We start from the raw sequence: 13,030 nt of genomic DNA, 5'->3' as shown, positions 1-13,030 counted from the left end.
CTTTATAATATTTATAATAATAAAATATTAGTTTTTCGTATCTCATTATACCAATTTTAAAAATATTTGCAAATAATTATGTATGTATTTTGTGTACTATTCTTAGTACAATAACTTTTGTTTCCGTTTTAAAACAATAAAACATTCAATATCTTATTTTCAGACCGATTATTCATGGTCGTAGTGCTTACCGCCCCAATACATCGTCTTTGCAACCTCAGCCTTCGGTCCTAGAGTAACACCTTCCATAATCCATTTATAGAACTCTTCAAAGCCTGTTCTGTCTACTATATATCCTACATGCTCTTTACCGTCAGGTGCATTCGGGTCAATATATCTTTCAACATATGAATATGCATTTTTCACAATTTTAAGAATACTGTCTTCATCCACCCATTTGATAAAGTCCTCAGCCATTCTCGGATTCTTCTTTCCGGTCCTGCCAAGTAAAACCAGTCTGTAGTACTTCTCCTTACTTCTTGTCCATGCTCTTGTCGGGCAGACTGTAATACATACACCGCATCCGATACATTTTTCCGTATTTCTTACTATCTTACCGTTAACAACCTTAAGGGCATCCACACTTTTAGACTTACATCCCTTTACACACGCCTCACAGGTAACACAGCGATCCGGGTTATACTGCGGCTCCGTCATACCCATAATTCCGAAATCATTCATACGAACCTTGGCGCAGTCATTTGAGCAACCTGTAAACGCCACCTTGAAATGCAGATTATTCGGAAAAATCTGCTTTTCCATTTTTCTTGCAAACTCTGTAGTGTCATAATTTCCATAAGGACAAAGTCTTTTACCCGGACATGCAACTACATTTCTTGTTCCCGAAGCGGCATATCCCGTATCTCTCTTTTCCTGATTCGTACCTTCATTATCGATAATAAGCTGTATTTCTTTATTTACGGCATCCATATCCGATATTTTGATACCCGGAATCTCAACACCCTGTCGATTCGTAAGAAAAATGCTTCCGTTTCCGTACTTATCCGCAACTTCTGCAATTCTCTTTAAACTCTCCGCATCGATATATCCGCCCGGCATTCTTATTCTGGAAGCTGTCTCACCACGCACTTTAGAAACACGAAAGGCATTTTTTTTAAGCTTTTTTACATTAATATCCATCTTTACCTCACTAATCAATCAAAGCCTTACTGTCAACATAGTTAAATACCGGTCCGTCAAGACAAATATAAGTATCATTAACCTTACAATGTCCGCATTTACCGATACCGCAGCACATCTTTCTCTCATATGAAACCCAGATGTTCTCCTCCTTAAAGCCAAGCTTTAAAAGTTCTATTACGGAAAACTTCATCATCGCAGGAGGTCCGACTACCACAGCCTGTGCGGTTTCAATATCCTTAAGCTTAAGCTCAGGAATAAACTTTGTTACAAGACCTACATTTCCGGTATAGCCTTGTGCTTCCTTATCCATTGTTAAAATAAGATCCATTTGAGATTCCCATCTGATAATATCATCTCTGAACAACATATCATCAGGACTTCTGAATCCGAGTATCACATGTTTATCCTTTGAATCTTTACTTTCACCAAGTGCATTGATCACTCCGCGTACAGGAGAAACTCCGGTACCTCCGGCTACAACCACACATTCTCCGTTAATATATTTATCAACATCAAAACCGTTACCGTACGGCCCTCTGAGAAGCAAAGTATCACCTATGTAATTTTCAAACACCTCATCAGTAACTCTTCCCACCTTACGGATAGTCAAATCGATACTGTTCTCCGTTATTCCGCTTACTGAAATCGGTGCCTCACCGAATTTTGGAATTGAAACTTCAAAGAACTGTCCCGGCTTTACATCACCTTTAAACTCAAGTATGAATGTGTATTCTTTCTCTGTATGTTTAATAACATCTAAAATCTTTGACGGAAAAGGAATATAAGGATTATTTCTCATTCTGCACCTCCTCTACTTTAGCTGTTACTTTGTTAATAATATTTGAGAATGAAATATACTCAGGGCATACGGTATCACATCTTCCGCATCCCACACACATATTGTAGCCGAATCTCTTTTTAAAATCATATATCTTATGCATGGTTTTAAATCTCATACGCTCACCATGCTTTTTCCTGTATTCTCCACCGCCTGCAACATTTGTATATCCGTCTACCATACATGAAGCATTGACTCTTCTTCTTTCTCCGACTTTACCGTTATCTGTATAATAAACATCCTGCATTGTGTAACAGGTACATGTAGGACACACATAGTTACATCTTCCGCATCCTATACATCTTGTGTTATATTCCTCCCACATATCGGATGTAAATATTGAAAGAGGTACGCTGTCCGGCAACTTTACTCTTGTTTCATTTTCAGTTACAAATCTTGGAGTAATATCCTGCTCTTTTAAGGCGTTATTTGTAAATATCTCTTCAAGAACACTATCTTTTAACTGACAATGAAACTGATTGTCTATATAATCCACTGAAAAACTGTAATCCAAATCATCTGCACGGTTTGTACCCATATCCACACAGAAGCAGTCCTCATATGAATGAGCACAACCTATAAGAACAAATTTCACTTTGTCTCTGATTCGGGCGTAAAAATAATCTTCTTCTCTTCCGTTGTGAAGATATATCTGATCAAGTCTTTTTAATGCGTTGAGGTCACAACTTCTTAAAAACACCAAAACTTCTCTATCATCTATATCAGACTCCTTTACATCATTTTCCGTAAAGAAAAACAATGTCTGTGACAGAGGTGTCAAAATCTCCTTAAATGAATAATCGGATTTTTTATCAAGCTCGATTTCTGAAGCCTCTTTTACAAAATCATATCTTACTACGTCGGTATCTGTAAATCTTCCTTCTCCCACCTTGAGCACAGGTGCATAAATACGGTAGCTTTTTGATAATTCCTCAATTACTTTATTGAATCCACCGGGTAAAAATATATAACCCCTTTTCCCCATACTTTCTCCTTTATTTACTACACTATCTTCATCGATATAGTAAAGCTTAATTATATTAAAACTTTAAATACCGATACATAGCTAAACTTCAATACATATTGATAAAACTTTATCACTGTATACAAGAAATTATAACACGAACTTTGAAAATATCAATTCCTATTCTACAGTGATTTGCATGAATTATTGCATATTTTTACATACAAAAAGACTCATACTCTGAAAATGATTTTCAATAAGTATGAGCCTTATATTATTTAAATCTGCAAAATCTGTTTGCCTTATCATTACCTAATATCTTACATGTCAAAAAAGAGATTGTCAAAAGTATAATCAATATACTTATTTTACCAAATACAGGCCATATAAAATTATCGAGTAACAAATGTGAAAAGGCATCTCTTATAATTCTGTGAAATGCAAATATAGGCAAACTGTATACACCGAATCTTTTGAATATATTTGTCAAGAAATTCTTCTTTAATGATGTTACTGCAAATATGAAATATGAAGTACTCAAGGCATACGGCATATATATAATTCTAAGCGGATTTAATACACCTTTAAATATAGGCAATATATTTCCTTCAGCTATGCGATATCCCCAAGGTCCATAGAAAATCAAAGTATAAAATCTGACATATTTAAAGAAAACAAAAAATCCTAATACACAAAAAGCTCCCATTGAAAAGAGGCGCATATTTGTTTCTTCAAAAATTGAAGTCTTACTTAAAGATGAGTATTTTTTATACAATACACCGATATAGAAATACGGAGCAAAAGATACTACCCTGTCTAAAGATAAAAAAACATCTATTTTCACCTGCCAATTCATATTAAGCATTGAAAAAAATATAAAAAATATTATCAATACCGTTACATACATTGTAACAGCATCAGAAGTAAATTGTTCTCTTTTAACTCGACTTGTTTTTTTCTTATTCAGCTTCAAAAACAACTCCAAAGGATATAGTGACAATCTGAAAAAAACAAGCGCAGATATATACCAAGGTGTAGATGATTCATGTAAAAAATCGGGAATTATATTCCTGTCTCCATAGAATAACATATCACTTATATGCAATAATATCTTCATCATAAAAAACAGCATTATAAGAGAAATAACAGATTTTAATTTAGTTCCCTTCTTTTTCCATGAATCATAATAAAAATATCCGGATAAAAATATAAATGCAGGCATATGAAAACTGTAAATAAAGAAAAAAAGTTTATTAAAAAGCGTATATTCTCTTTCCTTTACAGGCAAAAGAAAATGTCCGAATACCACAAGAAAAATCAACACACCTTTAAATATATCAAGGCTGTAATTTCTTTTGCCATGACTGCTCATATCTCACCATCTTTCCGTTAAATTTATTTAAAATTTTCTGTAATTATCCAACAGCATTTTCAAATCCGCAATATCTTCAAGCAACTTTTTGCCTATATCCGTATCCTTTACAAACATTCGATATACGTCCTTTTCAACTATCTCAGATTCCGATTTAATGTCGGTGTTATTTATCAGGACATCTTCCACCGATGTAAAAGGTGTATGTGCTTTCAGTCTCAGACCATGTGAGTTAAATATCAAAGTGTAACCCGCAATTCCTGTAGTCTTATTCATAGAGCGGCAAAATCCGCCGTCTATTACAAACAGTCTTTCATTTGCACGTACAGGATGTTCACCGTCAATCGCATGAACCGGTGTATGTCCGTTTATAATATGTGAGTGCGTATCATAAAGACCGAACTCGTGTAAAATCTGAATACAAAAGCTTTCATCATAGTACTTGCTGTAATATGGATTTGATTTTTCCTTCCAAAAGCTCTTATCTTCAATATAATCACGCTCAAAAGTCTTTATTTTTCTACCGCATAATGGCGACTTTTCACCACCCCATAAAAACCACATAAAATCAATGTCATCCTGACTCGGATTATCTGTATAGGCCGCCCTGGCTTTTTCATCACATATATCAAACAAGGCTTTTCCATGATAGCATTTTCCGTTTATACAAAGCATATCGAATATTCCGTTTTCATCCACAGGAACACAACCGTGGTATATAAGATTCCTGTTGTAAACATTGTACATACCGCCTTTATCATATAAAAACTTTATATGTTTATTTAATCTCTGACCTGATACAAAACTTCTATGCAGCTTCAGCATGATTTCATTTTCCTCGGCAGTAAGTTCATAAGGATTTTCCCTATTTAATGTCGGGAATATATTCGTTTTCAGTTTTGTCTTCACTCCGTCAACAGTCACATATCCTTCATCAAGATCTATATGCTCTAAAAGCAGTCTGTCATCCATACCGTATTCAGGATGCCTTTTTATAAGCTGACCTTCCAACTTAAAGAGTATCACTTTTATTGCGGCAAGCGCAGCCTGTATTCCGTCGTCAATACCGTACTTTGACATTCCGAAAAGCATAAGTTGTCTTAAGCTGATACCGTAAGCGTTCTCAAGAATTTCTACATTTCCATACTTTAAGTTGTTTCTGATAACATTACAAATACATGCATCATTTCCACATGCGGCTCCCATCCAAAGAATATCATGATTTCCCCACTCAATATCAAGAGAATGATAATTCATAAGTAAGTCTATTATTTTGTCCGCATTGCCGCCTCTGTCAAAAATATCACCTACTATATGAAGATGATCGACCGCAAGCCTTTTTATAAGTGCAGAAAGTGCAATTATAAATTCATCGGCATCATCAAGATCTATAATGGTCTGTAATATATGTCTGTGATAGCTTACTTTATTTGTGTCTTCATTCTTTTGTGCATGTAAAAGCTCATCAATGATATATGCATAATCTTCAGGCAAAGCCTTTCTGACTTTTGATCTTGTATATTTGGATGATAATAACTTTGCAAGCATTATAAGATAATTCAGTGTCATCGAATACCAGTCATTATCTATCCTGTCAATTTCTGCAAGCATAGTCATTTTCTCTCTTGGATAATATATGAGAGTACACAGCTCCTGCCTGTCAAACTCGGACAATGTTTCTCCGAATATAATATCGACTTTTTCTTTTATTACTCCGGAGCAATTGTTCATTATATGTAAAAAAGCTTCATATTCGCCATGTATATCACTTAAAAAGAACTCTGTACCCTTAGGCAGATTTGTTATTGCAGACAGATTTATAATCTCTCTTATTACTGCCTGACTTGACGAATAATTTTGTTTCAGAAGTTTTAAATACTTTACATTTTCCTTGTCCCTATTCATAAATTATCCCCCGTATTATATTAATTCTCCAGTTTCTCCACAGTCTCTTCAGTTTTTGCAGCCTCAGTTGTGGTCAGCTTCTCAACAGTAGGTTCAGCCGTGGTTTCCTTCGCCTTTGTACTTTCTTTTGCTTTGGTACTTTCCTTCGCTTTGGTGCTTTCTTTAGGCTTAGCCGAAGTCTCCGCAGGCTTAGCACTCTCCTTGGTTTCCTTTGCCTTAGTAGCCTTTTCTTCGGTACTTAACTTTTCTACGGTGCTTTCACTACTTCCTGAATCTTTTTTCTTTGTTGTACTCTCTGCAGTCTTTTCCCCGGTGCTTTCAGCCTGAGTTGTAGCTGCGCTTGCACTTTGACTTACATGAGCACTTGACGTACTTTCAGTACTTGATACGCTGCTTTCATTACTCTTTGAAGCGGTGGTTTCCTCACTCTCGGAGTTCACCTTTATTTTGGCAGGTTTTCCCTTATATGTTGAATTGTGGAAAGGCTCTTCCTTTACCAACACACCGTCTTTTTTTACAATATATGTAGTTGCCCATCTTGAGCCCTTTTTAGCCTCGGTTACAACTACCTGCTTTCCCTTTTTCAAACTCTTATCTTCAATATACTCAGGAACCGGAGGATTTAAATCCGATATCTTCTTTGACGACATTTCAACGGTAACACCTTCTTCCAAAATAGGAATTCCTATAATTGAACATGTAAGTGTCTGTCCGGTAAGCACCGCTCGAATCGCAATAGCGGTGTCGGATGTATTTATAAATTTCATATCCGGACCTGCATATCCGTCATAGCTTACCATAGCATCTTCACCTGGAGTTACATAACTTGGCTCAAATGAATGTGCATGCCTCTCGGTTGTCTTTAAGCCTGAGAAAATAACCGCATTGTAAAGAGTTGATGAAACCTGACATACACCGCCACCCGGCTCTTCAGATAAAACACCGTTTACATAGGCTCCTGCAGGCTTATATCCTCTCTCAAGCGTCCTGTTACCTGTAGTGTTGTTGAAAGAAAATTCCTCTCCCGGCTTTATTATAAGTCCGTCAAGCGCTTCGGATGCAAGTGAAATATTTGTATTTCTGTCCTTATTATCTGTAGTCTTTGTAGTAAATGTACCTATTACCTTGTACATCTCTTTTGCTTTTGCAGCCGAAATACCGGCTTTTACTTCATTTCTTACAACGGAAATATCAGCCTCAAAATTCTTACGACTCACATATGACTTAAGATCCGACTTAAGTCTGCCTTCATCAATAAGATACCCGTCACTTTCATCAGCATATGTAAAACTCTTTGTTTCCTTGTTAAATCCTGATATAGATCCGTTTACAGGGTTTATATTCCATTTTTCCTTTGCTTTTTCCACCATTGAATCTATGTCGGCATCATCAAAGTTTATCTCATAATGTGATGCTGCATTGTCAACATCTGTATATATCTCATTTAAAAGTTTTGTTACCTTTGTATCCAAAACATTGTCAAGTACCATACTGTCACTTAAATCATCACCGATATGTAAAGTTAATTTCCACGGATATACTTTGTCTATTGCCGCTTTTGCCTCCGACATTTTCATTCCGGTAATATCTATCTCATCAATAGTTATCTGTTTTTTTAATTTTTCATCTGCAATTTCAGTAGTCACCTCAGTACCGTCAACTTTTGATGACTTCAAAAACTTTCCGACTTTTTGTAATCCCGATATGGCAATCAATACCAGTATAATAAATGCCGCAACAAGAACAGCTACAGCTCTCATATTTATATCTGCCGTAAAGCCCCTTTTTTGCGATCTCTTTCTTGCTTCTCTTACTCTCTCCGAGCCTGTTTTTTTACTGCTGTTTTGTCTATTTAACATTTCAATTCCTTATAAGATCTATTAATAAAATGCCCTTATGCTATTTTTTGATAAAAACATACCTTGGGATTAAATTATACCAATAATATGATTTTAAAACAATTAAAATCACTTATCAATATTTGCTTTACAAAATTTATTGTGCTAGACTTATTAATGGAAATATTTAATATATGTAAAAAGTATTTTTTTAAGGTGATTTATGAAAGAAAATTTTAAATATATAGACCTTCATACACATTCTACCGCTTCAGACGGTACATGCTCTCCCGCAGAGGTTGCCATATCGGCAAAGAAAGCTTCTCTTAGCCTTATTGCACTTACGGACCATGACACTATGGCAGGTGTGGAAGAATGTTTTAAAAAAGGATTGGAACTTGATTTATCCGTAATAGCCGGAGTTGAAATGAGCTGTGTATATAAAGATAAAGAAATACATATTCTGGGTTATCTGCTGCCTTCTTCAATTTCTAAGAGAGAACTGAATATTCCAAAAGAAATATTTGAGGATTTGAGTTTTTTTGCAAAAGAAAGGGCTGAAAGAAACGCTGAAATAATCAGGAGATTTAAAAATGACGGAATAATAATTTCCGAAAATGATTTGAACAACTCAAATCCGAATGCCCAGATAACAAGAGCACATTTTGCAAATGCTCTTATAAAGCTTGGTCTTGTAAAAAATAAGGCTGAGGCTTTTGATAAGTATCTTGAATATGGCGGTAAATATATACCGGTTAAGAATATCACAACAATAAGATGCATGGAGTTTTTAAAGAAACATAATTTCTTTATTTCACTTGCACATCCTTTTCAATATAAATTTTCTGATGATGACTTGAATGCTCTTATATCACATTTGATTGAACTCGGATTAAACGGTATAGAGGTATATCATTCCACTCACTCGGCTTCAGATATTGAAAACCTCCGTTTATTGGCGGATAAATACAAGCTTTTTCCTACAGGAGGCAGCGATTTTCACGGAGGAAACAAGCCGGGACTTGAAATAGGTAAAGGATACGGTGATTTAAAGATTCCGTTTGAACTTTTAGAGAATATATTAAAAACCAAATCCGACTAGATAAAAAATGCGTATGGGAAAACCCATACGCATAAATTTTATAATTTTGCAGCTGCCGGCTTTTTCTTTGCCTTTGTTACAATATCGTCAGCACTCTTATAAATAGATGACTTGCCGATACAACCTCTTACACTTGAAAGCGGATATATTGTAGTGTTCTTTCCTATAACGGTTCCGGGATTCAAAATCGATCCGCAACCTACTTCAGCTTCATCACCTACTATAGCTCCAAGCTTTCTGAGTCCTGTCTCAAGCTCCGCATCCTCCAAATGAAGTACAACATCGGACTTATCACTCTTAAGATTTGATGTAATTGCGGAAGCGCCGAGATGCGCCTTATAACCGATGATAGAATCTCCAACATAGCTGAAATGAGGTACCTGTGCCTTGTTAAAAAGTATAGCATTCTTAAACTCACAAGAGTTTCCTGCCACTGCACCTTCACCTATAATTACATTACCTCTGAAGAATGCACATGAACGAATACTTGCATCTTTTCCGATAATAAGCGGACCTGCAAGCGCAATTGTAGGCATTATCTTTACCGAACGATGAACCCAGATATTCTTTCCGATTTTTAAATACTCCGTATCAGGTAATGTAGCACCGATTTCTTCTATAAAACTTCCAAGTTCCTTAAATACTTCCCAAGGATATGTGTATTTTTCGAAGAGAGACTTTGCTATAGTTTCTTCCAAATCAAAAAGTTTTTTTGTTTTTACATCGATTTTTTTCATTTTCTATCCTTTCATGCCCTTATATTCTTTTGAAACCTCTTCAAATACGGCATTTAAACTATATTGGTTATTAAGTTGCTTCACATTAAGACATCGAATACCTACAAATCTTTCAAGTTTTGTCATATATTCTTCAGATGTAATATCACCGTTTGATACCATCGTAAGTCCCTTTTCCCAGCTGGCAGTCAGCTCCGGATTTAAAAGTTGTGAAATAGAACAATTTACTACTTCATATACAATTTCACCAAAAAGTGTAGGGGTAATTATTTGAGTCTTTTTATTTAAAGCCAGATATTTTATCGAAAATAATTTTTTCAAAATATCAGCCCTTGTAGCGGAAGTACCTATACCGCTTCCCTTTATTTGACTTCTAAGTTCCTCATCCTCTATAAGCTGTCCTGCATTCTCCATTGCAAGTATAATAGAGCCTGACGAATATCTCTTTGGAGGTACCGTCTCACCCTCTTTAATACTCAAAGAGTTAAGTGTAAGCTTTGAACCCTTTCTAAGTGATGAAATCATCTTTATATACTCCGGATTTTGATCGTCACCGGTTTCGTCATCTTCACCCTCTGTTTTTACAGGGCTTAATATATTTAAAAATCCTCTTTCAACACATACTTTCGTATTTGCAACAAATATCTCATCTCCTATACCGAAGCGTATAGCAAACTTTTGATATATTGCCGGAGGATAAAATATACTAAGAAATCTTCTGCATATGAGTTCATATACAGACAATGACAATTTACTCAGTGAATTCATATTTCCAAACCCGGTAGGTATTATAGCATAATGGTCGGTGATTTGACTATCATTAACATACTTTGTTTTTGAAATATTTTTATATGTACCCTTTTCAAGAATATTATTTGCAAAATCCGCAAGTGCCGAAAACTTACAAAGTCCCTTTATATTCTTGTCTATTTCCTTTGCTACGGCGCCGGAAAGCACTCTCGCATCCGTTCTAGGATAAGTAACAAGCTTTTTTTCATACAATTCCTGAATTATTTTTAATGTTTCATCAGGACTTATTTTAAATCTCTTTGAACATTCATTTTGTATCTCTGCCAGATTGAAAAGTAAAGGAGGATTTTTTGTTTCTTTCTTTTTCTCATTTGAAAGTACAACTGCTTCCCTATTGTTTTCATCGGCAATTTTTTCTATATGTGATATAAGTTCTTCTGCATATATCTTTTCTCTGAAACCGTTATCCTTGTAAAGCATAGGAGAATTAAAGTATTTTGACTTCTCATTTACCTTCCACTCTCCATCTATACTCATTCCCTGATTTTCAAATTTACCCAAAACTTTAAAGAATGGAGTCTTTACAAAGTTTCTTATTTCTCTTTCTCTGTTTACCACCATTCCCACAACACAGGTCATTACTCTTCCAACACTGAGTACCGCTCTGTCAAGCTTTAAAAAACTTGCAACATTTCTGCTGTATTTTAAGGTTAGGATTCTGGAGAAGTTGATTCCCATAAGATAATCTTCTTTTGCACGAAGAAAGGCGGCTGCGGAAAGATTATCATACTCAGACCAATCTTTTGCTTCTCTTATACCTCTTAGTATCTCATCTTCGGTTTGAGAATCTATCCACACCCTTTTTCTTTGCTTTCCCTGCACATTCGCCATCATATCTACAAGTCTGTATATATATTCTCCTTCTCTTCCCGAGTCGGTACAAATATATATCGTATCAACATCTTCTCTGTTTAAAAGATTCGAAACTATGGTAAACTGATTTTTTACACCGTCAATTATCTCATATTTAAACTCTTTAGGTAAAAAAGGCAAAGTATCAAGTGACCATCTTTTCAGCCTCTCATCATACTTTTCAGGGTAGCTCATAGTTACAAGATGTCCCACACACCAAGTAACTATAATATCATCGCCTTCCAGATATCCGTTTTTTCTTCCTGTAGGTACTTTCAGAGCCTTTGCAAACTCGGTCGCTACACTTGGCTTTTCCGCTATAAAAAGTTTCTTCATTAATCTCTTTCTACACTGAACTTATATACAGTTTCACTGATAAACTCTTCAAGTTCATATACTACCGGCTGTATAAACTCCGGCATATTTATCGCATTAGGGAAAAATTGTGTTTCAAAACAATATCCGCTTCTCTTCGGATATGTTACACCTCTTTTTCCGACTATTTCTTCTGTCAGATAATTACCTGTATAAAACTGTACACCCGGTAAATCGGTATAAACTTCCATAACTCTTTTACTGTTTTCATCTTTTGCCTTTGCGGCAAGTCTGAGATTACCGTCATAATCTCTGATTACCCAGTTATGATCATATCCGTTACCCTGCACTACAGATTCATAATCGGAGTCGATTTCCTTACCGATCTTTTTGTATTGTCTAAAGTCCATTGCTGTATTTTCAACTTTTCTTATCTCACCTGTAGGTACGGAGTTTTCATCACATGGCAGGAAGCTGTCTGCTAAAATCATAACCTCCTGATCATATATATTCTTACTGTCCTGTCCGGCAAGATTAAAATATGCATGATTTGTTAAATTTACAGCCGTTTTTTTATCACAAACAAAGCTGTATCCTATTGTAAGTGCATTATCATCAGACAAGACATAACTTACATTTATCCTTGCTTCTCCGCCAAAACCCTGATCGCCGTCAGGACTTATAAGCATAAATGTTATCATATCTCTGTCTTCGTCTTCAAATGTACCCACTTCCCAGATTCTGTCATGCCAATAGTCAGGTCCCGAGTGCAGTGCATTGTTTCCGTTATTCAGAGCAAGTTGAAATTCCTTGCCGTCAATTGTAAACTTTCCTTCCGGTATACGATTCGCATATCTGCCTATAATAGAACCGAAATGCGGAATATTATTCTCATATCCGTCCACAGTATCATATCCAAGGCATACATCTTCAAACTTTCCGTCTTTATCAGGTACCATCATACTTACCCAAGTACCTCCAAGATCGGTAAAAGATGCGCTTACTCCGTTTTTATTTGTCAGAGTATATAGATTTACAATCTTACCGTCTTTTGTTTTCCCAAATTCAGTTGTCTTAATACCCATGTTTTTCCTCACTTTACAAAGAAAAAGCCATCACAGCTCTACGTGACAGCTATTATACTATATTATACA

At 35.6% G+C, this 13,030-nt stretch carries 10 protein-coding genes; 1 reads left to right on the top strand and 9 read right to left on the bottom strand.

Features of this window, described 5'->3' with window-relative positions; genetic code table 11:
- Positions 1–168: 168 nt before the first annotated feature.
- The 6 genes from asrC to SBH76_RS08035 form a co-directional block, all read right to left on the bottom strand.
- Positions 169–1,140, bottom strand: a complete 972-nt coding sequence (gene asrC / locus SBH76_RS08060; RefSeq protein ID WP_317977434.1) for a sulfite reductase subunit C — start codon at positions 1,138–1,140, stop codon at positions 169–171.
- Positions 1,141–1,150: 10 nt separating this feature from the next.
- The gene (gene asrB, locus SBH76_RS08055; protein WP_317977433.1) at positions 1,151–1,942 is read right to left on the bottom strand and encodes an anaerobic sulfite reductase subunit AsrB; all 792 of its coding nucleotides are present in this window, start codon (positions 1,940–1,942) and stop codon (positions 1,151–1,153) included.
- A complete protein-coding gene (asrA, locus tag SBH76_RS08050) occupies positions 1,932–2,966 on the bottom strand; it encodes an anaerobic sulfite reductase subunit AsrA (RefSeq protein WP_317977432.1) in 1,035 nt (344 codons plus the stop codon). Before asrA ends, asrB begins: the two co-directional genes overlap by 11 nt.
- Positions 2,967–3,219: 253 nt before the next feature.
- The gene (locus SBH76_RS08045; RefSeq protein WP_317977431.1) at positions 3,220–4,317 is read right to left on the bottom strand and encodes an acyltransferase family protein; all 1,098 of its coding nucleotides are present in this window, start codon (positions 4,315–4,317) and stop codon (positions 3,220–3,222) included.
- A 27-nt stretch (positions 4,318–4,344) separates the two neighbouring features.
- Positions 4,345–6,222 carry a fructose-1,6-bisphosphatase gene (locus tag SBH76_RS08040; protein WP_317977430.1) on the bottom strand — a complete coding sequence of 626 codons (1,878 nt, stop codon included), beginning with the start codon at positions 6,220–6,222 and terminating at the stop codon, positions 4,345–4,347.
- Positions 6,223–6,242: 20 nt separating this feature from the next.
- Positions 6,243–8,081, bottom strand: coding sequence for a VanW family protein (locus SBH76_RS08035; RefSeq protein ID WP_317977429.1), 1,839 nt, complete (start codon positions 8,079–8,081; stop codon positions 6,243–6,245).
- Between the two features lie 202 nt (positions 8,082–8,283).
- Between SBH76_RS08035 and SBH76_RS08030 the strand changes: the two genes are divergently transcribed.
- Positions 8,284–9,162, top strand: coding sequence for a PHP domain-containing protein (locus tag SBH76_RS08030; protein ID WP_317977428.1), 879 nt, complete (start codon positions 8,284–8,286; stop codon positions 9,160–9,162).
- 38 nt (positions 9,163–9,200) lie between these two features.
- Here SBH76_RS08030 and SBH76_RS08025 read toward each other — a convergent pair whose 3' ends face one another.
- From SBH76_RS08025 to SBH76_RS08015, 3 genes are read right to left on the bottom strand one after another with little or no spacing between them, the layout of a single operon-like run.
- Complete coding sequence (locus tag SBH76_RS08025) at positions 9,201–9,899, bottom strand: LbetaH domain-containing protein (protein WP_009662447.1); 699 nt, start codon at positions 9,897–9,899, stop codon at positions 9,201–9,203.
- A 3-nt stretch (positions 9,900–9,902) separates the two neighbouring features.
- Positions 9,903–11,897 (bottom strand): DNA topoisomerase, encoded by a 1,995-nt coding sequence (locus tag SBH76_RS08020; protein WP_317977427.1) that lies wholly within the window; start codon positions 11,895–11,897, stop codon positions 9,903–9,905.
- Complete coding sequence (locus SBH76_RS08015; RefSeq protein ID WP_317977426.1) at positions 11,897–12,961, bottom strand: aldose epimerase family protein; 1,065 nt, start codon at positions 12,959–12,961, stop codon at positions 11,897–11,899. The genes SBH76_RS08020 and SBH76_RS08015 overlap by 1 nt, the downstream gene beginning before the upstream one ends.
- Between the last annotated feature and the right edge of the window lie 69 nt (positions 12,962–13,030).

Origin of the sequence: Lachnoanaerobaculum sanguinis (assembly GCF_033242365.1) — a bacterium.
GTDB lineage: Bacteria > Bacillota > Clostridia > Lachnospirales > Lachnospiraceae > Lachnoanaerobaculum > Lachnoanaerobaculum sanguinis.
The sequence above is the reverse complement of the archived record's forward strand: the minus strand, read 5'-3'. Positions and strand labels throughout refer to the sequence as shown.

Bases quoted from the DNA above. Each gene is read 5' to 3' on its own strand.
- SBH76_RS08030 (WP_317977428.1), top strand. From the start codon at position 8,284: ATGAAAGAAAATTTTAAATATATAGACCTTCATACACATTCTACCGCT.
- SBH76_RS08035 (WP_317977429.1), bottom strand. From the start codon at position 8,081: ATGTTAAATAGACAAAACAGCAGTAAAAAAACAGGCTCGGAGAGAGTA.
- asrB (WP_317977433.1), bottom strand. From the start codon at position 1,942: ATGAGAAATAATCCTTATATTCCTTTTCCGTCAAAGATTTTAGATGTT.
- asrA (WP_317977432.1), bottom strand. From the start codon at position 2,966: ATGGGGAAAAGGGGTTATATATTTTTACCCGGTGGATTCAATAAAGTA.
- SBH76_RS08015 (WP_317977426.1), bottom strand. From the start codon at position 12,961: ATGGGTATTAAGACAACTGAATTTGGGAAAACAAAAGACGGTAAGATT.
- SBH76_RS08040 (WP_317977430.1), bottom strand. From the start codon at position 6,222: ATGAATAGGGACAAGGAAAATGTAAAGTATTTAAAACTTCTGAAACAA.
- SBH76_RS08025 (WP_009662447.1), bottom strand. From the start codon at position 9,899: ATGAAAAAAATCGATGTAAAAACAAAAAAACTTTTTGATTTGGAAGAA.
- asrC (WP_317977434.1), bottom strand. From the start codon at position 1,140: ATGGATATTAATGTAAAAAAGCTTAAAAAAAATGCCTTTCGTGTTTCT.
- SBH76_RS08020 (WP_317977427.1), bottom strand. From the start codon at position 11,897: ATGAAGAAACTTTTTATAGCGGAAAAGCCAAGTGTAGCGACCGAGTTT.
- SBH76_RS08045 (WP_317977431.1), bottom strand. From the start codon at position 4,317: ATGAGCAGTCATGGCAAAAGAAATTACAGCCTTGATATATTTAAAGGT.